The organism is Candidatus Methylomicrobium oryzae, from assembly GCF_016745425.1.
Classification (GTDB): domain Bacteria; phylum Pseudomonadota; class Gammaproteobacteria; order Methylococcales; family Methylomonadaceae; genus Methylomicrobium; species Methylomicrobium oryzae.
Genome location: NZ_JAERVK010000002.1, coordinates 193,915 through 214,968 on the forward strand (window position 1 = coordinate 193,915; position 21,054 = coordinate 214,968).

The following is a 21,054-nucleotide window of genomic DNA, read 5'->3' on the forward strand; positions in this document are numbered from 1 at the left end:
AGGATGGCATATCAAAGTTTATTACGACTAAAATCGAGCGTAATTTGGCCTCTATGGATGGAATCCTCTCAACACAAGGAATATCTGCTGCGCCAGCTCAGAGAGGAAGCCAAGCAAGAGTAAGACAAGGCGGAACTGCTGCTGCATCGGGTGCAACTTGCGGCAATCGCGGCGCCTGTTTCGGCGCCATTAGCCCCAGTTCCGGCATAGCCTGCAGGAAAGACTGTCAGCGAATATTTAGATGAATATGGCGCCTATTCGAATCCTCTAATTTTAGCGACCCGGATCATGAGGAAAGCTTAAAATCATTCCTCCGATATGATTCTTAACGATTCAGCGGCACTGAAGTCACTCGGCTATGAAGTGGGAAGCTCGAGAACGTGGAAACAGTAGAGGAATATTTGAAAAACATCAAAGCATTCTTGATGGGGTATTAAAGCCTAAAGATATTAATTTGCAGTCCTCTATGAATGCGTTAGGTAACGAAATAAGCGAGATTGATTACGAAAGCGAAAAACGCTCATTCATTCAAGAAGAGCTTAAACTACTATTCGAGCATAACCCAGCGGCGGAGAGCTACGTTAACGGATTCTCGAAACTGAGCAGGTTTTGGCTATCGATGATTACCTTATATACAGGCATGAGGATCGCGGAAATTTGCCAATTACACTTGAGCGACATCGAGCAAGTTAAGATTTATAGATCGGCATGTGTTTCAGCCCAGATACATATTGCTCAAGGTACAGTATGAGATACGTCATAACAGGCAGAGTGCATCCAGAAAGTGATGACATCTGGTTCGGTCCTATCGAGTGGAAAACACAAATACCGTATTCAGGTCGAGTGATTGTGCAGTGCGAGTCATCCCAGGTCACGATCTTTCTGGACCTTTCTGCGATAAACGACTATGGGACTGCACATCATACCGCCGAGCATTTTGCAATTACCATTATTGGTGCACTTGGTTTTTCACTGGGGTCTGGATACTCAGTCGAGTTAATCCAGGTCATTGAAGAAGACGGAACGCCTCATGTCTTAGGCGTTCGACCAATGACTGAGGATGCACCGCCTCAGACTCTGGGGTTTAGTCCGCACGACCCTATATTCGAGCGCGCGTTTAAGTTGGCAAATGAAAACATTTTCTTTCGCTTGGCTTTGCGCGATTTTCTTCGCGCCATCAATGACACCACCGATCGTGCCACATATTGTTACCGCGCTATTGAAAGTATTAAGTCGGCATTTGTTTTCAAAACCGGTAAAGACCGTTGGGATGATATGCATCGCGCACTCGGCACCAACCACACAACTATTAGAGCGAAAGTCAAAAATTTTGCTGATCCAGTGCAGCATGGCAATTGGATAAATACGCCAGAAACTCCCGAAAAAGATCAATGGAATATGCTGCTACTCACCCGAGATATACTGCAGAAATATCTCGATTATGAGTTACCGGCAACCTAATCTCTTCATTCCCTCAAGAACACTCTTTCAACATACCGCCAAACTCATTGGTGTGGCGGCTTGCTGGCGCTCTTCAATGTCTGATTTCAAATTGGCACCGGCGGCGGACCACTGAGCGAGTCTGTAAATTTTCCCAAGCGATGTGGATTAATTTGCTTCCTCTCTACACCGGAAATAAGCTATTCTTGCCCGTGCAAAGTGGAGGCATCAAATAGCGGCATCAAGGTCTCAGACTTTTACTAAACCCATCAAAGACAGCTCATCTTTTCATTGAACTGTATCAAGCATTTAGGCTTTTGTTCTAAAGGCGCATTGATTCCTATCTTAATTCATCTAAACTTTAAAATCAGACAGTTTAAAAACACTCGGCAGGTTTTTTATGGCTTTTCGAACAATTCTCGGCTTTATAGTTCCCTTGGTGTGTTGCTCTGCGGTGCTGGCTGAAGAAATCAGGTTGAATCCCTCCCATCCCGACCGCTATACGGTGGCAGAAGGCGATACGCTGTGGGATATCTCCGGAAAGTTTTTAAAGAATCCGGGGCAATGGCCCCTTCTGTGGAGTCATAACAATCAGATCAGAAATCCCCATCTGATCTATCCCGGCGACACGATCTATTTTTCGGTGGTGAACGGCCAGCCCCGGCTGAGTTTCTCTCCGACCGAAGCGGCCGCCGTTTCTCCCTCCGCCGGACCTTGTGTTCTCAACGAAGCGGACATCAAAAACGGGCGCACCAGTTTTGCGCTGTCTCCCGAAGGCAAGCTGCAACCCTGCATACGCGAGTCGGCAACCGCCAAGGCCGTGCAATTGATTCCGGCCGAAGCGATTCAGAAGTTCCTGTCCCTGCCGCGCGTGCTCGGTGAAAACGAATTGAACCAGGCACCTTATATAGTGGACATTGCCGGAGAGCATCTGATTGCAGGCAATGGCGACAAAGTGTATGCCCGTGCGATCGAGCAGCCGGACAGTCTGACGTATGCCGTCTACCGCGAAGGCGATATCTTGAGAAATCCGACCACCGAGGAAGTGTTGGGGTACGAAGCCAAGTACATCGCCGACCTGACCCTGCAGGAACCCGGCGATCCCGCCACGCTGACGATCACCCAAGCAAAAAGCGAAATCCTCGCCGGCGACCGGGTTCTCCCCACCAGCGAAGAAGAAGTCGTGCTGAATTATTTCCCGGAACCGCCCGAGGCAAGCATCAAAGGCAATATCATCGGGGTGCTCGACGGAGTCACCCAAATCGGCCGGTATAATGTCGTCGTGATCGACAAGGGCATTTTCGACGGCCTAAAAACCGGTCACGAACTGGACATTTACCAGCGCGGCAAAATTGCTTCGGACCCTTACAGCCCGGTCAAAAACGACGCCGTGCAAATGCCCGACGAATATGCCGGCAAGCTGATGGTATTCCGGCCTTTCGAGCGGGTTAGTTATGCACTGGTGATGCAGGCGCAGAGAGACATCCATGTCCTCGACAAGGTTCAATCTCCGGAGTAGCCCTACGCCAAACGCCTCTTGCGATCTTTCTTATTGGCTTGCGCTGCTGCGTGTGCCGGGAGTCGGCAGCAGAACTTTTCTCGATCTGCTGGAAACACACTCTCCGGCGCAGCTGTTTTCCGAGTCTTCCTCCGCGTTGGCCTCCCTGGGCCTGAAGCCCGCCGCTGTCCAGGCGATTAAGCATCCCGACTGGCCGCTGATCGAGGCCGATCTGGCCTGGTCGAGCGAACCGGATCAACACATTGTTACGTTTGACGATCCCGCTTATCCCGAGTCATTGAAGCACATCGCCGATCCGCCTCCGGTGCTGTTCGTGCGTGGGGATCCGATTCTCCTGGCCCGGCCGCAAATCGCGATTGTAGGCAGCCGCAATCCCTCCGCAGTGGGACGGGAAACCGCCTTCCAATTCGCCAAGGCGCTCAGCGCACACGGCTTCGTGATTGCCAGCGGCCTGGCCTTGGGAATCGATGCGGCCGGCCACGAAGGCGCTCTGGAAGGTCAAGGGCTGACCGTGGCCGTGGTCGGCACCGGTCCGGACCGCATCTATCCCGCCGCAAACAAAAATCTGGCCATGCGCATCGTCGAGACAGGTGCCATCGCGACCGAACTGCCGCCCGGCACTCCTGCCAAGGCGCATCATTTTCCGCGCCGAAACCGGATCATCAGCGGTTTGTGCCGTGGCCTTCTGGTTGTCGAGGCGGCCAGAGAGAGCGGCTCGCTGATCACGGCGCGCCTGGCGCTGGAGCAAAACCGCGAGGTCTTTGCGATTCCCGGCTCGATCCATAATCCTTTGGCGCGCGGCTGTAATGCCCTGATCCGCGAAGGTGCCAAACTTGTCGAAACGGTGCAAGATATTATTGAGGAATTAGGTCAATATTATCAAGAAGATATGAATTATATCCCGCCGCAGGAACAATCAATGCTTGACCTGGAGCAGCAAACATTATTGAATCTTGTCATGTATGACCCCACATCCATCGACGATCTGGTCGAGAAAACCGGCAAATCGGTCGAAACGATCGCCTCAATGCTGTTAATCCTGGAGCTGAACGGTTACGTTTCAGCTGTCGCGGGTGGCTGTTATACCCGAATAAAATAATCTCTGGCGGGCGCTATGAAAGAAAATATTTTTGATGTTCTGATGTACCTCTTCGAAAACTATATGGAAGGCGAAACCGAAATTCTTCCCGACAGTGATGTGATCAGAACCGAGCTGCTGGAAGCAGGCTTCGAACAGATCGAAGTCAGCAAGGCGTTCGACTGGCTGGAATCGTTGAGTTTGCAAGGCGCGATTTCACCGACCGTCGCTCCGGCGTTCCGCATTTTTTGTGCCGAGGAAAAAGCCAAGCTGAGCACCGACTGCCTCGATCTGATCCTGTTTTTGGAGCAGAAAGGCATCTTAAGCTCCGCCAATCGCGAGATTGTGATCGATCGGGCGATGGCGCTCGAAAACGAGGAAATTTCGGTCGAAAAACTCAAATGGATCGTGCTGATGGTGCTCTTGAGCCAACCTGATCAGGAAATCGCGTTCTCCCGAATGGAAGATTTCGTTTACGATCTGATTCCAACCTATTTGCATTGATGTTTGAGGCTCGGGTACGCGATTCGAGGTTCGAAGACCTCACCGATTCATCCGACCGCCCGCACTTGGGCCTTGACTTTATTTTAAGGATAAATGAGCAAAAATCTTGTTATCGTCGAATCTCCCGCCAAGGCCAAAACCATTGAAAAATACCTCGGCAAGGATTTTCAGGTGCTGGCCTCTTACGGACATGTCCGTGATTTGATCCCGAAGGAAGGTGCGGTCGATCCGGACCATGATTTTGCGATGAAATACGAGGTGATCGAGCGTAATTTGCGCCATGTGCAGGCAATCGGCAAGGCGCTCAAAGACGCCGACGCATTGTATCTCGCTACCGACCCCGACCGCGAGGGCGAAGCAATCTCCTGGCACCTGTACGAGTTGCTAAAGGAAAAGAAATCCTTGAAAAACAAGGCAGTGCACCGGGTCGTCTTTCACGAAATCACCAAGAAGGCCGTTACCGAAGCGATCGCGCATCCGTCCGAACTGGCGACGAACCTGATCAATGCGCAACAGGCGCGGCGGGCGCTCGATTACCTGGTCGGCTTCAAGTTGTCGCCGCTGCTCTGGAAAAAGATCCGCCGCGGCTTGTCCGCCGGCCGCGTGCAAAGCCCTGCGCTCAGGATGATCGTCGAACGCGAGATGGAAATCGAAGCGTTCAAAAGCCGTGAATATTGGACCATCGATGCGCTGTTGACGGCAGACGAGCAAACCTTCAAGGCCAAGCTGACGCATCTGAACGGCGAGAAACTGAATCAGTTCAGCATTACCGACCGGCAAACCGCCGAGCAGGCTCGGCAGACCTTGCTGGAGGCCGCGGACGGCCGCCTGGTCGTCGCCAAGCTTGAAAAGAAGCAGCAGAAGCGTAACCCCGCGCCTCCCTTCACGACTTCGACCCTCCAGCAGGAAGCTGCGCGCAAGCTCGGCTTTACGACCAAACGCACGATGATGGTTGCCCAGCAGCTGTACGAAGGGATTGACATCGGCGGCGAAACCGCCGGGCTGATCACCTACATGCGTACCGACTCGGTCAATTTATCGGTTGAGGCGGTTGCCGAAATGCGCGAGATGATCGCAGAAAACTACGGCCCCGAAAACGTGCCGAAAGAACCGCGGATATTCAAGACCAAATCGAAAAACGCCCAGGAGGCGCATGAAGCGATTCGGCCGACTTATCCCCGCTATCAACCGGCTCAGCTCAAAAAGCACCTCAGCGACGAGCAGTTCAAACTTTACGACTTGATCTGGAAACGCACGATCGCCTGCCAGATGGCTCAGGCCACGATCAACATGATCGCGGTCGACCTGACCTGCGGCGAACGCAATGAGCATGTATTCAGGGCGACCGGTTCGACGATCGCCTCTCCGGGCTTCATGGCCGTCTATCTGGAAGGCAGGGACGACGCCGGCGACAGCGACGACAAGGAAAGCTTTCTGCCGCCGCTTGCGGAAGGCCGCCCCGTGCCGCTGAACGACATCGTCAATGCGCAGCATTTCACCGAACCGCCGCCGCGCTACAGCGAAGCGAGCCTGGTCAAGGCGCTCGAAGAGCATGGAATCGGCCGGCCGTCGACCTATGCCTCGATCATTTCGACCCTGCAGAACCGCGACTACGCGACGCTCGAAAACAAACGCTTCCATCCGACCGACGTCGGCCGGATCGTGAACAAGTTTCTGACCGAGCATTTTACGAAGTATGTCGATTACGATTTCACCGCAAAGCTCGAAGACGATCTCGATGCGGTGTCGCGCGGCGAAAAGGACTGGATTCCGCTGATGAGCGAGTTCTGGAACCCGTTCAACACGCTGATCCAGGAAAAAGACGAAAACGTGCAGCGCAAGGACGTGACCCAGGAAGCGCTCGACGAAAGCTGCCCCGAATGCGGCAGCCCGTTGTCGATCCGTCTGGGCCGCAACGGCCGCTTCATCGGCTGCACCAATTACCCGGGCTGTTCCTATACCCGCAATCTGAACGAGGATCAAAACGAAGCCGCGGAGCCTGAAGTTGTCGACGGGCGGACTTGTCCGAAGTGCGCTTCGCCGCTGGTACTGAAATCGGGACGCTACGGCAAATTCATCGGCTGCAGCGCCTACCCGAAGTGCAAACATATCGAACCCTTGGAAAAACCGCTCGATACCGGCGTCGAATGCCCGAAGTGCAAAAAAGGCAGCATCCTGAAACGCAAGTCGCGCAGCAACAAGATTTTTTATTCCTGTTCGGAGTACCCGAAATGCGACTATGCGCTCTGGAATGCGCCGCTGAAGGAAAGCTGCCCGGAATGTAACTGGCCGGTGCTGACCGTCAAGGAAACGAAGCGGCGTGGTGTCGAAAAAGTCTGCCCGCAGAAAGATTGCAGTTATGCGACGCCTTATGAAGGCGACCCTGCCGATGCGCAAGGGCCCCGAGAAGCCAGAGCCTGACTTCTCGGGCTTGGCTCGCAGGGCCTAAATTCGATCCCCAAGCCGATTTATGCCGAATATCACTATTTATACGACCAGAATATGCCCTTACTGCATTATGGCAAAGCGTTTGCTGGACAGGAAGGGCGTCAGCTACACCGAAATCAATGTCGATGCGGAGCCCGGCCTGCGCGAAGAAATGATGACTAAATCGAAACGGCGCACCGTTCCGCAGATTTTCATCGGAGACCTTCACATCGGCGGTTTCGATGAGTTGTATGCACTGGACCAGTCGAAGCAGCTGGATCCGCTATTGGAGAAATGAGTTGCTGGAAGCAGACAGGGAAGACCGGGAGCCGGGGCGATTGACGCCCCGGAGAGAAGGAAGGCTCAAAATCCTAATTCAGCCTCGTCGAGATCGTCGAACTGCTCTCTGAGCCGCTTTTTTTCCCAGTAAATTTCAATTTTCCGGCGAGCATCGCGTTTGACGGTATCGCCTTCGCTCGAATCGAGCGCTCCAAATTCGGCATCGTCGAAAATGTCGTCATCATGATCCATATGAGTCAAAGGTTCGTCGGCTTTGCTCGCCAACTTTACAGAAGTTCTTGCCATAGTTACACTCTTTAAAAACAATGATGCTTCCCGGCGGTTTCCCCGGAAAGATCGGAAACAAGTTGAATTAACGCATTCGGCGTCCGGCATCAAAACGCTATCCGTTTCAAACAGCCAAACCCAAGGTTATTTGGAATAATGGCGGCGGCTTTCGCGAATTTCAAGCCGTTCCGAAGTTATTTCGTATCGAAAAAATCAGCCGCTTTTCACCGCGTATCCCCGCTGATCTACGACGTTAGCGGGGTTAAGAATTCCTCAGAATGGACGCCGGGAGAAATCCACCTTTTATCTTACCGATAAACAGTCGATTTCCTTTCTAAGGACCGGAAAAACCTTCAAAAGTTCTCTGTCGGCTCTTAATCTTTCAAGCCGGCGCAAAGCAGAGCCGGAGGAAGGGCTTGGCGACCGCACCGCCCTTCCGGCAGCCCTGCTTCAGGGAAGCGGATTTACTGCTTTTCGAGCAGATAATCCAGCCACAGATTCGACAGCTTTTCCTGCACCGTATTTTGACGCAGACGCGCGTTCAGATGCGGGAAGTCGACCTTGTCCAGATCCTGATCCTGGTTGTAGCAGGAATACACGAAATATTCTTTGCCGGATTCCGCATCGACATGCTTGCACAGGCATTGTGCGCAGATGCCTTTCATCATGCACTGCATCGGCGAGTTGATCGAGCCGATTGCATGCTGGACCTTGTTCAGGTACGGCTTCAGCACGTTGAAGCGCGCGTCCTTCACCGCGGCCATCATCCGGTCCGAACCGATCACGATCAGGTGGTCCACATCGGCAAGCGAAATCGGCTGCTCGCCGAGTTCGCCTTTCGCATAGGCGACCATGCATTCCAGAATATTACCGACGAAGGTCTTGTCCTGCGGACGCGTCGGTTCGAACGGCTCGGCGCCCGGGGTATTGTCGACCGACCAGATAATCACGTCGGATGCCGCCTCGATGTCTTCGACCTTGAAGATGTCCCGGCGGTACTTGTACCCGGCGAAATAGATCACGCGGTTGCCGGCGCTCCGCAATGCCTTGCCGATCGAGAACAATACCGCATTGCCGAGGCCGCCACCGATCAGCAGCACAGTTTGGCCGGTCGGAATTTCGGTCGGTGCGCCGGTCACGCCCATCAGGATTAGCGGATCGCCGACCTTCCAGGTTGCGCACAGGCGCGATGACGAGCCCATCTCCAGCGCGATCAGCGAAATCGTGCCTTTTTCCTTGTCGACTTCGGCTCCGGTTAGCGCCAGGCCTTCGGCGGCCAGCACGGTGCCGCCCTTGACCGGCGCATGGGCTTCGAAATTCTGCAGGCGGTAGAACTGGCCCGGCTCGAATTTGGCCGCCGCCATCGGCGCCTTTACGATCACCTCGATGATTGTCGGCGTCAGGCGGTTGATTGCCACGATCGTCGCGGTAAAGGCTTCGTCCAGCGACGCGAAAAACCCTTTCAGGCCGGCATTTCGCTCTGCCTGCAAGGCAGGATCGAGTCCTGCCAGATCTTTCTCGAACAATTTCGCAACGTGCGGATAGCCGTTCTTCGCGCTTGCCATCGCCTTGACCACGTTGCCGGCATAGACCGGGTGGTTGTCACCGTAGAAGCTGATGAATTTGCCTTCCTTCCGGTAAGAAGTCAGCGGCGCAGGCTTGCCGAGTTTCGGCGCGGCCTCGTCGTGCATCGGCACCAGTTCCAGGTTGCCGTCGTGCCATTCCGGCTGGTAGCGCTGGAAGAACCATTTGTCCATTACGAACGTTTCCGGGTACTCGCTTTGATAGATCGTGTTCGGCGAAGTGCCGGCCGCGATATATAGATTGCGCAGCGGCACGGTCACCATCTGTTTCTTGCTGACCCAGCGGCCTTCTTCGAACTCCAGCTTTTCGAACTCGACAGCTTGCAAATGGCCGTACTGGTCAGGAATCGCGCTGACCGGGCTCATGCCTTCGGCGAGCGCAATGCCTTCTTCGAGCGCTTCGGAGATTTCCTCGTGATTTTGCCGGTAAGCAGGCGCATCCTTCATGCCTTTCCGGTAGAACAGAGTCACGCCGCCCCAACCTTCGACCAGCGGCTGGAAGTTCGGCGCTTCGCCGGCCGCGGCGGCCCGCTCGCGTTCAGCACGGATTGCCCGGCCGTGCCCCAGGAATTCGTCCAGAATGACTGCTTCTTCCTGATCGTAGCGCTTCCGCACCGCTTCTTCGCCGTAGACGGATACCAGCGTTTCGTAGCGGCCGAGCATTTTTTCGACCTGCACCGGGTAATACGCCATCAGTTCGGTCGCAGTATCGATCGCGGTTAGACCGCCGCCGATCACGCCGGCCGGGAGGCGCACCTGCAGGTTTGCCAGCGACGAGGCCTTTGCCGCGCCGGTCAGCTGCAGCGCCATCAGGAAGTCGGACGCCTTGCGGATGCCGCGGAGCAGGTTGTTTTTCAGGTCGATGATCGTCGGTTTGCCGGCGCCGGAAGCGATACAGATATGATCGAAGCCCATCCGCCAGGCATCCTCGATCGTGATCGTGCCGCCGAAGCGGACCCCGCCGTAAGCGCGGAACGCGTTCCGGCGCAGCAGCGTCAGGTAGATCACCTTCAGGAAATTCTTGTCCCAGCGTACGGTAATCCCGTATTCGGCGACGCCGCCGAAACCGGCCAGAATGCGCTTGTCGAGATCCTCATAAAGTTCGCGGAAATCGGCGATCGGCTGAGGCAATGTGTCGCCATCGCCGGTCAATGCGGCAGGCAGCGGCTCCAGCTTCAGGCCGTCGATGCCGGCTACGCCGAAGCCTTCGTTCAGCAGGTAATGGCTCATCGTGTAGCCGGCCGGTCCAAGACCGACGACCAGTACATTCTTGCCGTTGTAAGGCTTCATGACCGGGCGCTTCACGTTTAAAGGATTCCAGCGCGTCAGCAGGCTGTAGATCTCGAAGCCGTACGGCATGAACAAGACGTCGGTCAAGACGTTCGTTTCGATTTGCGGAATGTTGACCGGATCGGTCTTCTGATAGATGCAGCCCTTCATGCAGTCGTTGCAGATCCGGTGGCCGGTGCCCGGGCACATCGGATTGTCGACGATGATGATCGCCAGCGCGCCGATATTGTCGCCTCCGCGCTTGACCAGATGCATCTCGGAAATCTTCTCTTCGAGCGGGCAACCGGTAGTGGTCACGCCCAAAGGGTCGACCTTGTAGGTATTGGTCTTCTTGTTGCGCATCCCTTTCGAGCAGGAATCGGTATCCCGGTCATGGCAATAGATGCAGTGATCGACTTCGGACAAAGCCTGACGCTCGTTGAAACGCGGATCGGTCAGCTTGAAACCGTCGCGGCGGCGGCGGTGCGCCAGCTCGCCCATCCAGACCGAAAATTCGCCCTTATCGATCACGTTGTGCTCGACCAGGTTTTCGAAATCGCGCTTTTCGGGGAATTTGAAGCTGAGCCAGTGTTCCGCGATCTCGGGATCATGCTGGGCAATGAAAGCCCAACGCTGGGCCAGATCCATCAGCCCATCGATAAAGCTCGCCGCATCGGCTGCCGCGATGACTTCGACAAACGCCTTTGCCGCCTCGGGATGTGCGGCAAGCTGCGCGCGGAGTTTCTCGGCGGCTGCGTCCGCATTCGGGTAAGTGCCGTCCTTGCCTTTCGCGATGGCCTTGTAATGCGAGGACAATTGACCGATCAGTCCGCCTGTGCGTGCAACCCGGCGTTCGGCATCGCTATCGAGAGCCGCTTCTGGAAACGCGGCCCCGATCAACAACTCGAAGCGGTTTTGGATACCCTCGACATCCCACTCGGAAATCGCCTGGTCCTTGAAAACCAGATTCAGTTTCGCGACGACTTCGTTTTTGTAAGTGAAGACGGTATCGAACTCTTCCCGAATCTTTGCCGCCTGGGCCTGATGCTCTTCCTCGACGCCGAACAGTTTCGCGACGAAACGCCCGACATAAGGCCCCATTTTGACCAGCAGGTCCGATACCGCCTCGACCGCCATTCCTTCACCCTGACATTGGCGGTAAGCGGCAAATTTTTCGAACAATTCGGGGGCATGGCGTTTTACCGAGGCGTCGAACGCTTCGAGCAGATCGTTCAGGCGTCGGGCGTCGTATAAATCAGGGTAAGTAAAGCCGGGAATTCCAAGCGTAAAGTCGTTATGATCCATAGTCACTTAGGGTTGATTAGCTCAAGACAGTCCAAACGGTGCGAAAATTCGCCTGCGTCAGTTCTTATGAGAATTGCAAATGAGTCGATGTAACAGAACATTATATAAATTTTTTATTGACATTTCTACAAAAATCGAATCTTTATCCCTGCTTGGTTTCTTCAGACCGGCAAATCTCGCGGCACGGCCTGTATTGCCGGGCGAAATTTTCGGCGTTCCGGCAAAAAGCTTCGATTATGGCCTGCGATGCGGGGTCATTCGCATATCCTGTGGATAACTCTGTGAGTAAACTGACGGCAACTCTCCCGCTCGCTTCCTCCGACGAAATCGGCAACCTAGCTGCCGGGCGAACAGTCTTCTGCAGATTTAGAAATTTATAATTTAATATCAATGAGATATAGGATCGTAAACAGCATTGCCGGAATACTTCGATAAAAAAGTAACGCTCGTCTTACGATCCTTCGGCGTGCCTGGGCATCGTTATAGGCTGTGGAAAAGCCTGCGGAGAACCCCGGGTTCTCTGCCAAGGTTTTTCCCCGATTTGGCAAATCCCCCGGGGGATCGGTTCCCTTTCTCACGCAAACCGTTGAAAATTCAATGCGAATGGGCCGATAGTGTTATACAATGAGAAATTTTGAAACGATTCGCCGGTTTATCGGCAGATAAAGATCAGCTATGCGATGCCCGTTTTGCGCCGCCCAAGATACGCGCGTTCTGGATTCCAGATTGACGAATGAAGGCGACCAGGTCCGCCGACGCCGCGAATGCACGGCCTGCAAGGAGCGGTTTACGACTTTCGAAGCCGCCGAACTGAGCTTGCCGCGCGTGGTCAAGCGCGACGGCAGCCGCGAGCCGTTCGACGAAAAGAAGCTGCGTTCCGGGATGATGCGGGCGCTCGAAAAACGGCCGGTCAGCGGCGACGATATCGAAATGGCGCTGAACCGGATCAAGAAAGCCTTGATGAGCTCCGGCGATCGGGAAATTACCGCCCAGCAGCTCGGCGAAAAAGTGATGCACGAGCTGAGTCATCTCGACCATGTCGCCTATGTCCGCTTCGCGTCGGTGTACCGGAGCTTTCAGGATGTCAGCGAGTTCACCGACATGATCAAGCATCTGCAAGAAAAATAGATGGATTCCGCAGGCAGCCGGGATTTTCATTACATGGCCAGAGCCTTACGGCTGGCCCGCAACGGTTTATACACGACCCATCCGAACCCGCGCGTCGGCTGTGTCCTGGTCCGCGATGACCAAGTGATCGGCGAAGGCTGGCACGTCAGGGCCGGCGGCGATCATGCCGAAATCGCGGCGCTCAAGCAGGCGGAAAACGCCCAAGGCGCTACCGCCTATGTAACGCTGGAGCCGTGCAGCCATCACGGCAGAACCCCGCCCTGCGCCGACGCGTTGATCAGGGCCGGCATCCGCCGGGTCGTGACGGCAATGCAGGACCCTAACCCTCTGGTCGCCGGCAGCGGCCTGGCCAAGCTCCGGGAGGCCGGCATCGAAACGGTCTGCGGCATACTGGAGGAGGATGCGCGTCGATTGAATCGCGGCTTCATCCAGCGGATGACCGCGGGACGGCCTTTCGTGCGCAGCAAGCTCGCGATGAGCCTGGACGGACGGACGGCCCTGGAATCCGGCGAAAGCAAATGGATCACTTCCAGCGAAGCCCGGCAGGACGTGCACCGGATTCGGGCGCAAAGTTCGGCGATTCTGACCGGTATCGGCACTGTGCTGGCCGACGATCCGGCGCTGACCGCCCGGATCGAGGACGGCGTGCAGCAACCGGTCAGGATCGTGCTGGATACGCGCCTTAGGATGCCGGCCCATGCGCAATTGGCGAAATTGCCGGGGCGCAGCCTGATTTTGACAGCCAGCGGCGATCAGCGCAGAATGGCGGATCTGCAGAAAGCCGGTTTCGAAATTCACCGAATAGCCGAAAAAAACGGCCGGATCGACTTGAATGCCGTGATGGCTTTCCTGGCCGACCAGCAAATCAACGAATTGCTGGTCGAAGCGGGGCCGATATTGAACGGCGCCTTACTGGCCGAGAACCTGGCCGACGAATGGATTGTCTATATGGCACCTTGCGTATTGGGCGACCGGGGGCGCGGCCTGTTCACGCTGCCCGGCATACGAACGATGGCCGACAAAAAAATATTGAAACTGACCGACGTCAGACAGATCGGCCCGGATCTGAAATTGACTTACGGGATGTAGGGTACACTCGACTGCAGAGATGCAGGAGGTAGGCAGAAAACCGCTCCTGCGTTTTCTGCATTCGCCACATCCTTGTGGTTTAGCAATGCAGGAGCAATTGCCGACGACTGCAAGGATGCAGGAGTTAGAGCAACGCAGGGAGCAGTTGCCGAGTGCGTACCTGTTCAAAGTTTGGAGCACATCGGTAATCACGAAAAGGTACGCCAGCGTACCCTACAGTTTTTTAAATATATTCGCTTACTTCATGTTCACAGGCATCATTCTGGCAATCGGGAAAATCACCGGCATCGAGCAACAGGCCGGCGACTGCAAGCTCACGATCGATACCGGCAAGCTTTCGCTGAAAGACACCGCGCTCGGCGACAGTATCGCGGTGAACGGGGTCTGCCTGACCGCGATCGCGCTGGGGCCGCATTCGTTTTCCGCCGATGTCTCGAACGAAACCCTGTCCCGAACCAGCCTGAAAAGCGCCACGGTCGGCACGCCGGTCAACCTGGAACTGGCGCTGACCCCGTCGACCCGGCTCGGCGGCCATATCGTCAGCGGCCATGTCGACGGCCTGGCGACCGTGATCGACAGGAAACCGGATGCGCGTTCGGTACGCTTCAAATTCAAGGCGCCGGACCCTCTGGCCAAATACATCGCCGAGAAAGGCTCGGTTTGTCTGGATGGGATCAGCCTGACCGTCAACGAAGTCGAAGGCAGCGTTTTCGGGGTGAACATCGTACCGCACACGCTGAAGGAAACCACACTGGGCTTTGCAGCTCCCGGCACCGTCGTCAATCTCGAAGTGGACCTTCTGGCCCGCTATTTGGAGCGGCTGATGCTCGGTCAGACCGCCCAGCCGGAAGAGAAGGTCACGCTCGACCTGCTGCAGCGCAGCGGATTTTTAGGCGGATAGGATTAGAGCTATGAACACAATCGAAGAAATCATCGAAGATTTGCGCCAGGGCAAGATGGTCATCATCATGGACGACGAGGACCGCGAGAACGAAGGCGACCTGGTGATGGCGGCCGCGTTCACGCGCCCCGAAGACATCAATTTCATGGCGCGCTACGGACGCGGCCTGATCTGCCTGACGCTGACCAGCGAACGCTGCCAGAAGCTGCGCCTGCCGTTGATGACCAACGAGAACAAAACCGCGCATTCGACCAATTTCACCGTTTCGATTGAAGCGGCGACCGGCGTCACGACCGGCATTTCCGCCGCCGACCGGGCCCGCACCGTGCAGTGCGCGGTTGCGCCGGACGCCAAGCCGGAAGATTTGATCCAGCCCGGTCACATTTTTCCGCTGATGGCTAAATCGGGCGGCGTGCTGAACCGGGCCGGCCACACCGAAGCCGGCTGCGATCTGGCGCGCCTGGCCGGCGTCGAGCCGGCCGCGGTGATCGTCGAGATCCTGAACGACGACGGCACCATGGCTCGCCGCCCCGACCTCGAACGCTTCGCCGCCGAGCACAATCTGAAGATCGGCACGATCTCCGACCTGATCCATTACCGGATTCAGCATGAGAACACGCTCGAACGGATCAGCGAGTGTCAGCTTCCGACCGAATTCGGCGATTTCCGGCTTTACGCGTACCAGGACCGCAACGACAACAACCTGCATCTGGCACTGGTGATGGGACAGGTGTCCGGCGACGAGCCGGTGCTGGTCCGGGTCCACGCGCGCAACCTGCTTGACGATCTGTTTGCCTCGAAACGCAACGCAAGCAGCGTCTCGATCCGCGCAGCGATGCAGAAAATCGCCGAAGCCGGCCGCGGGGTACTGGTCGTGATCCGGCGCAGCGACGATACTAAATCCTTGGTCGAGCTGATCCACCGCTATCAATTGCAGGACAACGGCATCCATGTCGGCGAGGACGAATTCGAAGGGCCGGACTGGCGGATGACCGGCACCGGCGCGCGGATCTTGGCCGATCTCGGCGTGCACAAGCTGAAAGTCCTGGGCGCCCAGAAAAAATATGTCGGCCTGTCGGGCTTCGATCTGGAAGTGTCCGAACATGTCGGCGCAGGCGCATCGGACGAGCCAGCCGTGTAGGGCGGAGCCGGTGCGTCCGGCGCAACCCCGGCGGATTTGCTAACGTGCTCCGCGTGCCGATTCCGCCTTGCGCCGCCTCGCCCGCTAAAACGGCAGCCCCGCGTAAAACCCAACGATTTTCCCCTGAGCGAGCAGGGCTTTTTGAACCCGCGTATTCTCGCGTACGAGCATACGCGCGCCCGGCCTCTGCCTGCCGGCGCATTTCTCTTTATTAGTGCGGATTTTCTATGAGCATTACCACGTTTGAAGGCAATTTCTCGGCGGAAGGCGGCAAATTTTGCATCATCGCCTCCCGTTTCAACAGTTTCATCGTCGAGCAACTGGAGGCTGGCGCGATCGATACGCTGGTTCGCCACGGCGCGAATAAGGCGGACATTCATCTGGTCAAGGCGCCCGGCGCGTTCGAATTGCCTTTGGTTGCGCAACGCGTCGCCGCTTCGCAGAAATACCACGCGATTATCGCAATCGGCGCGGTAATCCGGGGCGGCACGCCGCATTTCGAATATGTCGCAGGCGAATGCGTGAAAGGGCTCGCCGGCGTCTCGCTGCAATACAATGTGCCGGTCAGCTTTGGCGTATTGACCGTCGATACGATCGAACAGGCGATCGAACGCGCCGGCACGAAGGCCGGCAACAAAGGCGCCGAAGCGGCCCTGTCCGCGATCGAGATGGTCAGCCTGTTCAACCGGCTGGACAACTGATGAGCCAGGCCCGCACCAATGCCCGCCAAGCCGCTGTCCAGGCTTTGTATCAATGGCAGATGAGCGGACACAACCTTGGCGAAATCGAACGCCAGTTTCTCGAAGACGGCCGCCTGAAAGATGCGCAGAAAAGCTATTTCAATGAGCTCTTGTACGGCGTTCCGAAAAATCTGGAGGCGATCGATCTGCTGCTGTCCGAATTTATCGACCGGCCGATTGACAAGATCGATCCGGTCGAGCGCGCGATTCTGCGGATCGGCGTTTACGAGCTTGAGTACCGCCTGGACATGCCATACCGGGTCATCCTGAACGAAGGGATCAATCTGGCCAAGTGTTTCGGCGCCGACGGCAGCCATAAATACGTAAACGGGATTCTCGATAAAGTCGCGCAGAAAAAGCGCGCGCCGGAAGTCAAAAACAAAAAGAGCGCGGGAACTAAAGCGCAGGGATCGGAGTAGTTAAGCTTTTTTCTACGGCTTGGCCTCGCCCCCATACTTGGGGGCGTAGCTCCTACGTCCTTGTAGTCGTACCCATCGTACGGCATTTCTGTTTGAAATGAATGCCTTAAAACCATGCCCCTCTCCGAATTTTCGCTGATACGGCGCTTTTTTACCGACCAGCAAGTCGATAATCCGTGCACCCGTCTCGGCATCGGCGACGATTGCGCCTTGCTTTCGATTCCGGAAGGGTTCGAACTCGCGATCACCGCCGACACGATGGTCGAAAACGTGCATTTTTTCAGGGGCGCCGATCCGCACCGGCTGGGGCATAAACTGCTGGCGGTCAATCTCAGCGATCTGGCCGCGATGGGCGCGAAACCCTTGTCCGTCACGCTGGCGCTGACCCTGCCGAAAATCGACGAAGCCTGGCTGACCGATTTTGCGCAAGGCTTCCTGGACCTGGCCGCCCGTTACTCGGTCGATCTGATCGGCGGCGACACGACGTCGGGACCGCTGACCCTGACCGTGCAGGCGATGGGTTTGGTGCCGGCAGGCCAAGCCTTGAAGCGGTCCACCGCCAAGCCCGGGGATTGGATCTACGTAACAGGCTATCTCGGCGATGCCGGGCTTGGCCTGAAAATCTGCCAGGGTTACCGCTGCGATCGGCCGGAAGCGGCCTTAAACCGTTTCCACCAGCCCGAGCCGAGGTGCGCCGAAGGCCAGGCGCTGCGCGGCATCGCGAATGCCTGCATCGACATTTCGGACGGCCTTGCCGGCGATCTCGGCCATATCCTCGCCCAAAGCGGCGTCGGCGCGACGCTCGATTGGGACTCGCTGCCTTTGTCAGGGGAAGCGAAAGCCTACATCGAAGCGACCGGCGACTGGCGGCTGCCGCTGACCGCCGGGGACGATTACGAGCTGTGTTTCACGGTCAGCCCCGAAAAAATTTCAGCTTTGCCTTTCGGATGTCATAAAATCGGCGTGATCGAACCGGAGCCGGGCCTCCGGCTGAACAAATCGGGCACGACATTTTTTTTAAAGGCGCAAGGCTATGAACATTTTTCATAAAACGGGACTCGGTCGGAATCAATTGACCGCCAGGCAGATCATGACCGATCCGGTGCTGTTCCTGGCTTTCGGTTTCGGCTCCGGGCTCGCCAGAAAGGCGCCCGGCACCTTCGGCACCGCCGCCGCGATTCCTTTGTACTGGCTGTTCGTGCAAATGGGCCTGCCGGTCTACAGCGTGCTGACCGCCGCCGCGATACTGGCGGGCATCCCGATTTGCGGGATCGCGGCCGAAAAACTCGGCGAGCACGACTTCAACGGAATTGTCTGGGACGAAGTCGCAGGGCTCCTGATCACGATGTGGCTGGTCCCTTTTTCCTGGGAAGCCTTGCTACTCGGCTTCGTGCTGTTCCGGATTTTCGACATTCTCAAACCCTGGCCGATCAAATGGATCGACCGGAAAGTGATGGGCGGCCTCGGCATCATGCTCGACGACGTGCTGGCGGCGGTGTTCGCAGGAGCGCTGCTGTGGGCGGCCGCGCAGCAGGGCTGGCTTTGAGGGAGGCGTTGACCGTGGCGGATAATAACGGCGCCGAACCCCGGCCGCGCATCCTGAATATCGCTCATCGCGGCGCGCGCGCTTTTGCGCCCGAAAATACCCTCGAGGCGTTTGCGAAGGCGCAAACCTTCGGCTGCGAGATGATCGAACTGGACGTGCACCTCTCCCGTGATGGCGAGCTCATCGTTCACCATGACGACAATCTGCTCCGCTGTACCGATGTGAAGGATCGGTTTCCGGAACAGCCGAGCTATTGCATTTCCGACTTTACCTACACAGAAATCCGGCAGCTCGATGCCGGCCGCTGGTTTACGCAGGAGCTGGCGCTGTCGCCCGAGAAACGGCAAGGATTTCTGCAGAGCTTGACCCCGGACGAATTCGCCCGTTATATTCCGCCCGAAGATCTCGCCCGTTACGCCTCCGGCGCGGTCCGGGTGCCCACGCTCCGGCAGGCGCTCGAACTGGCCAGAAACCTGGGCCTGAAGGTCAACATCGAACTCAAGATGCTGCCGCGCATGTATGCCGGGTTGACCGACGCGGTGCTCGATCTGGTCGAAGCACTGGCGATGCAGGCCGACGTCCTGATTTCCTCGTTCGATCACGAACAATTGCGGCAGGTGCGGCAACGTACGCCGGCTGTGGCGACCGCGGTCCTGACCAACGAACGCCTGGCGCTCCCCGGCGACTACCTCGAACGCATCGGCGCGGACGCCTTTCATCCGGGCACCGAGCCCCTGGGGCTCCATTCCATCCGCCGCCGCCTGGACAGCGAACCGATCGATGCCCTGCGCAGGCTGGGCAAACAGGTGAACGTCTGGACCTGCAACGATAAAGCGCAGATGCGGCAGCTGATCGCGGCGGGGGTGACCGGCCTGATTTCGGATTATCCGAACCGGGTTCGCGAGGTTCTCGACGAAACGGCCGCACTGACGGCTTAAGCCGGGAGATTGCTTCATGAAACTCGAATTCCACGGTGCCGATCAGAATGTAACGGGTTCCTGTCATCTCCTGGAAGCCGCCGGCAAGAAAGTACTGATCGATTGCGGGCTCTACCAGGGCGGCCGGGAAATGGAGGAAGAGAATGCCGAGCCGTTCGGGTTCGATCCCGCCGGCATCGATTACCTGCTGCTGACGCACGCCCACCTGGATCACTGCGGGCGTATCCCATTACTGGTCAAACAGGGATTCAAAGGCGAAATCATCGCGACCGCGGCAACCTGCGAACTGGCGCGCATCGTATTGCTGGACTCCGCGAAGCTGCTCGAAGACGAAGCCGGCTATAAGGCCAAGAAAGCCTCCAGGCACGGCCATGAGGCCCCGATCGAGCCGATCTATAATGTCGTCGACGTATTGAACTGCTTCGGCTTTTTCGGCCGCGCCGCGGCTTACGACCAACCTGTTATGATCGCTCCCGGAATAAAGGCGACCTTCATCGACGCCGGGCATATCCTGGGGTCCGCCGCGATCGTACTCGATATCGAACAGGACGGACGGTCGCACAGGCTCCTGTTTTCCGGCGACCTGGGCTACAGCGGACGGGCGATTATCCGGGATCCGGCGCCGCCCCCGCCGGCCGATATCGTGGTGATGGAAACCACTTACGGCGACCGCCTGCATAAAGCGCTGGGACCGACGCTGGAAGAGTTCTACGCGGCCATCCGCAAAACCCTGGGCCGGGGCGGCAACGTGATCATTCCCAGCTTTGCGCTCGAACGCGCGCAGGAAATGCTCTATTACCTGCGCGAAGGGATCAACCAGGGACATCTTCCGCCTTATCTTCCGGTGTTCCTCGATTCGCCGATGGCAATTTCCGCAACGCAAATCTATCAGCGCCATCCGGAGTGTTTCGACGAGGAGACCTGTGCGACCCTGGCCTCGGGCCAAGATCCATTCATGTTTCCCGGCCTGCGTTTTTCCCGGGAAACCGCCGATTCGATCGCGATCAATAATTTCGCCGGCGGCGCGGTGATCATCGCCGGTTCCGGCATGTGTACCGGTGGCCGAGTCAAGCATCACCTCAAGCACAACCTCTGGGGACGTAACAACGCGATCATTTTCGTGGGCTTCGCCGCCTACGGGACGTTGGCGCGCCAGATCGTAGACGGTGCCGAATCGGTTAAAATCTTTGGGGAAGAGATTCCGGTCAATGCCGAAATCCATACGATCGGCGGCTTCTCCGCGCATGCGGACCAGGCCGAGCTGTTGGCCTGGCACAAGCAGGCGGGCCGGCCGAAGGTGACTTTTCTGGTGCACGGCGATAAAGAGGTGATTCCGATCTTCGCGAACAAACTGCTGAATACCGAGGTGAAGATACCGGCTCTGCATCAGCGTTACGATCTGGAAAAATGGCTTGAGCCGCCGGGAATGATTCCACTCTGAAATCCAACTTCTTGAGGTG

At 56.7% G+C, this 21,054-nt stretch carries 19 protein-coding genes; 17 read left to right on the forward strand and 2 right to left on the reverse strand.

The features are described 5' to 3' along the window. The first annotated feature begins 358 nt into the window (after window positions 1-358). The 7 genes from JJL52_RS02965 (at window position 359) to grxC (ending at window position 7,266) form a co-directional block, all read left to right on the forward strand. Window positions 359-751 carry a site-specific integrase gene (locus JJL52_RS02965; protein WP_202050907.1) on the forward strand — a complete coding sequence of 131 codons (393 nt, stop codon included), beginning with the start codon at window positions 359-361 and terminating at the stop codon, window positions 749-751. Next, entirely contained in the window at window positions 748-1,461 is a 714-nt protein-coding gene (locus JJL52_RS02970; protein WP_202050908.1) for a DUF8168 domain-containing protein, read from the forward strand. The genes JJL52_RS02965 and JJL52_RS02970 overlap by 4 nt, the downstream gene beginning before the upstream one ends. Window positions 1,462-1,840: 379 nt before the next feature. Next, window positions 1,841-2,959: a LysM peptidoglycan-binding domain-containing protein gene (locus tag JJL52_RS02975; protein WP_202050909.1), complete on the forward strand. Its 1,119-nt coding sequence runs from the start codon at window positions 1,841-1,843 to the stop codon at window positions 2,957-2,959. Beyond that, complete coding sequence (dprA, locus tag JJL52_RS02980; RefSeq protein ID WP_436231504.1) at window positions 2,928-4,058, forward strand: DNA-processing protein DprA; 1,131 nt, start codon at window positions 2,928-2,930, stop codon at window positions 4,056-4,058. The genes JJL52_RS02975 and dprA overlap by 32 nt, the downstream gene beginning before the upstream one ends. A 15-nt stretch (window positions 4,059-4,073) precedes the next feature. After that, window positions 4,074-4,541 carry a Smg family protein gene (locus tag JJL52_RS02985; protein ID WP_005368871.1) on the forward strand — a complete coding sequence of 156 codons (468 nt, stop codon included), beginning with the start codon at window positions 4,074-4,076 and terminating at the stop codon, window positions 4,539-4,541. Window positions 4,542-4,634: 93 nt separating this feature from the next. Further along, entirely contained in the window at window positions 4,635-6,962 is a 2,328-nt protein-coding gene (topA, locus tag JJL52_RS02990) for a type I DNA topoisomerase (RefSeq protein WP_202050910.1), read from the forward strand. A 49-nt stretch (window positions 6,963-7,011) separates the two neighbouring features. Further along, complete coding sequence (gene grxC / locus JJL52_RS02995; RefSeq protein ID WP_202050911.1) at window positions 7,012-7,266, forward strand: glutaredoxin 3; 255 nt, start codon at window positions 7,012-7,014, stop codon at window positions 7,264-7,266. 65 nt (window positions 7,267-7,331) lie between these two features. Here the strand turns inward: grxC and JJL52_RS03000 are convergent, their stop codons facing one another. Both JJL52_RS03000 and JJL52_RS03005 read right to left on the reverse strand, forming a co-directional pair. Then, window positions 7,332-7,553 (reverse strand): PA3496 family putative envelope integrity protein, encoded by a 222-nt coding sequence (locus JJL52_RS03000; protein WP_202050912.1) that lies wholly within the window; start codon window positions 7,551-7,553, stop codon window positions 7,332-7,334. 446 nt (window positions 7,554-7,999) lie between these two features. Further along, complete coding sequence (locus JJL52_RS03005) at window positions 8,000-11,692, reverse strand: FAD-dependent oxidoreductase (RefSeq protein ID WP_202050913.1); 3,693 nt, start codon at window positions 11,690-11,692, stop codon at window positions 8,000-8,002. A 675-nt stretch (window positions 11,693-12,367) separates the two neighbouring features. On the opposite strand from JJL52_RS03005, the gene nrdR reads away from it, so the two are divergent. The 10 genes from nrdR to JJL52_RS03055 all read left to right on the forward strand — a co-directional run bounded on the left by nrdR (window position 12,368) and on the right by JJL52_RS03055 (window position 21,035). Then, entirely contained in the window at window positions 12,368-12,820 is a 453-nt protein-coding gene (gene nrdR, locus JJL52_RS03010) for a transcriptional regulator NrdR (RefSeq protein WP_202050914.1), read from the forward strand. After that, entirely contained in the window at window positions 12,821-13,909 is a 1,089-nt protein-coding gene (gene ribD, locus JJL52_RS03015) for a bifunctional diaminohydroxyphosphoribosylaminopyrimidine deaminase/5-amino-6-(5-phosphoribosylamino)uracil reductase RibD (RefSeq protein WP_202050915.1), read from the forward strand. It abuts the gene before it with no gap. Between the two features lie 244 nt (window positions 13,910-14,153). After that, window positions 14,154-14,810, forward strand: coding sequence for a riboflavin synthase (locus JJL52_RS03020; RefSeq protein ID WP_202050916.1), 657 nt, complete (start codon window positions 14,154-14,156; stop codon window positions 14,808-14,810). 10 nt (window positions 14,811-14,820) lie between these two features. Beyond that, window positions 14,821-15,951, forward strand: coding sequence for a bifunctional 3,4-dihydroxy-2-butanone-4-phosphate synthase/GTP cyclohydrolase II (gene ribBA, locus JJL52_RS03025; RefSeq protein ID WP_202050917.1), 1,131 nt, complete (start codon window positions 14,821-14,823; stop codon window positions 15,949-15,951). Window positions 15,952-16,178: 227 nt separating this feature from the next. Further along, a complete protein-coding gene (ribH, locus tag JJL52_RS03030) occupies window positions 16,179-16,652 on the forward strand; it encodes a 6,7-dimethyl-8-ribityllumazine synthase (RefSeq protein ID WP_024299248.1) in 474 nt (157 codons plus the stop codon). Next, window positions 16,652-17,110, forward strand: a complete 459-nt coding sequence (gene nusB / locus JJL52_RS03035; RefSeq protein ID WP_202050918.1) for a transcription antitermination factor NusB — start codon at window positions 16,652-16,654, stop codon at window positions 17,108-17,110. Before ribH ends, nusB begins: the two co-directional genes overlap by 1 nt. Window positions 17,111-17,224: 114 nt before the next feature. Then, window positions 17,225-18,160 (forward strand): thiamine-phosphate kinase, encoded by a 936-nt coding sequence (gene thiL, locus JJL52_RS03040; RefSeq protein WP_202050919.1) that lies wholly within the window; start codon window positions 17,225-17,227, stop codon window positions 18,158-18,160. Continuing rightward, on the forward strand, window positions 18,144-18,656 hold the full coding sequence (locus tag JJL52_RS03045) for a phosphatidylglycerophosphatase A family protein (RefSeq protein WP_202050920.1): 513 nt from the start codon (window positions 18,144-18,146) through the stop codon (window positions 18,654-18,656). Before thiL ends, JJL52_RS03045 begins: the two co-directional genes overlap by 17 nt. Further along, window positions 18,626-19,594, forward strand: a complete 969-nt coding sequence (locus JJL52_RS03050; protein WP_336885031.1) for a glycerophosphodiester phosphodiesterase — start codon at window positions 18,626-18,628, stop codon at window positions 19,592-19,594. The genes JJL52_RS03045 and JJL52_RS03050 overlap by 31 nt, the downstream gene beginning before the upstream one ends. 16 nt (window positions 19,595-19,610) lie before the next feature. Beyond that, window positions 19,611-21,035, forward strand: a complete 1,425-nt coding sequence (locus JJL52_RS03055; protein ID WP_202050921.1) for an MBL fold metallo-hydrolase — start codon at window positions 19,611-19,613, stop codon at window positions 21,033-21,035. The last annotated feature ends 19 nt before the right edge of the window (window positions 21,036-21,054 follow it).

What these genes read in the sequence shown, in the direction of transcription:
- JJL52_RS02965 (WP_202050907.1), top strand. Translation starts at nt 359, where the DNA reads ATGAAGTGGGAAGCTCGAGAACGTGGAAACAGTAGAGGAATATTTGAA.
- JJL52_RS02970 (WP_202050908.1), top strand. Translation starts at nt 748, where the DNA reads ATGAGATACGTCATAACAGGCAGAGTGCATCCAGAAAGTGATGACATC.
- JJL52_RS02975 (WP_202050909.1), top strand. Translation starts at nt 1,841, where the DNA reads ATGGCTTTTCGAACAATTCTCGGCTTTATAGTTCCCTTGGTGTGTTGC.
- dprA (WP_436231504.1), top strand. Translation starts at nt 2,928, where the DNA reads ATGTCCTCGACAAGGTTCAATCTCCGGAGTAGCCCTACGCCAAACGCC.
- JJL52_RS02985 (WP_005368871.1), top strand. Translation starts at nt 4,074, where the DNA reads ATGAAAGAAAATATTTTTGATGTTCTGATGTACCTCTTCGAAAACTAT.
- topA (WP_202050910.1), top strand. Translation starts at nt 4,635, where the DNA reads ATGAGCAAAAATCTTGTTATCGTCGAATCTCCCGCCAAGGCCAAAACC.
- grxC (WP_202050911.1), top strand. Translation starts at nt 7,012, where the DNA reads ATGCCGAATATCACTATTTATACGACCAGAATATGCCCTTACTGCATT.
- JJL52_RS03000 (WP_202050912.1), bottom strand. Translation starts at nt 7,553, where the DNA reads ATGGCAAGAACTTCTGTAAAGTTGGCGAGCAAAGCCGACGAACCTTTG.
- JJL52_RS03005 (WP_202050913.1), bottom strand. Translation starts at nt 11,692, where the DNA reads ATGGATCATAACGACTTTACGCTTGGAATTCCCGGCTTTACTTACCCT.
- nrdR (WP_202050914.1), top strand. Translation starts at nt 12,368, where the DNA reads ATGCGATGCCCGTTTTGCGCCGCCCAAGATACGCGCGTTCTGGATTCC.
- ribD (WP_202050915.1), top strand. Translation starts at nt 12,821, where the DNA reads ATGGATTCCGCAGGCAGCCGGGATTTTCATTACATGGCCAGAGCCTTA.
- JJL52_RS03020 (WP_202050916.1), top strand. Translation starts at nt 14,154, where the DNA reads ATGTTCACAGGCATCATTCTGGCAATCGGGAAAATCACCGGCATCGAG.
- ribBA (WP_202050917.1), top strand. Translation starts at nt 14,821, where the DNA reads ATGAACACAATCGAAGAAATCATCGAAGATTTGCGCCAGGGCAAGATG.
- ribH (WP_024299248.1), top strand. Translation starts at nt 16,179, where the DNA reads ATGAGCATTACCACGTTTGAAGGCAATTTCTCGGCGGAAGGCGGCAAA.
- nusB (WP_202050918.1), top strand. Translation starts at nt 16,652, where the DNA reads ATGAGCCAGGCCCGCACCAATGCCCGCCAAGCCGCTGTCCAGGCTTTG.
- thiL (WP_202050919.1), top strand. Translation starts at nt 17,225, where the DNA reads ATGCCCCTCTCCGAATTTTCGCTGATACGGCGCTTTTTTACCGACCAG.
- JJL52_RS03045 (WP_202050920.1), top strand. Translation starts at nt 18,144, where the DNA reads ATGAACATTTTTCATAAAACGGGACTCGGTCGGAATCAATTGACCGCC.
- JJL52_RS03055 (WP_202050921.1), top strand. Translation starts at nt 19,611, where the DNA reads ATGAAACTCGAATTCCACGGTGCCGATCAGAATGTAACGGGTTCCTGT.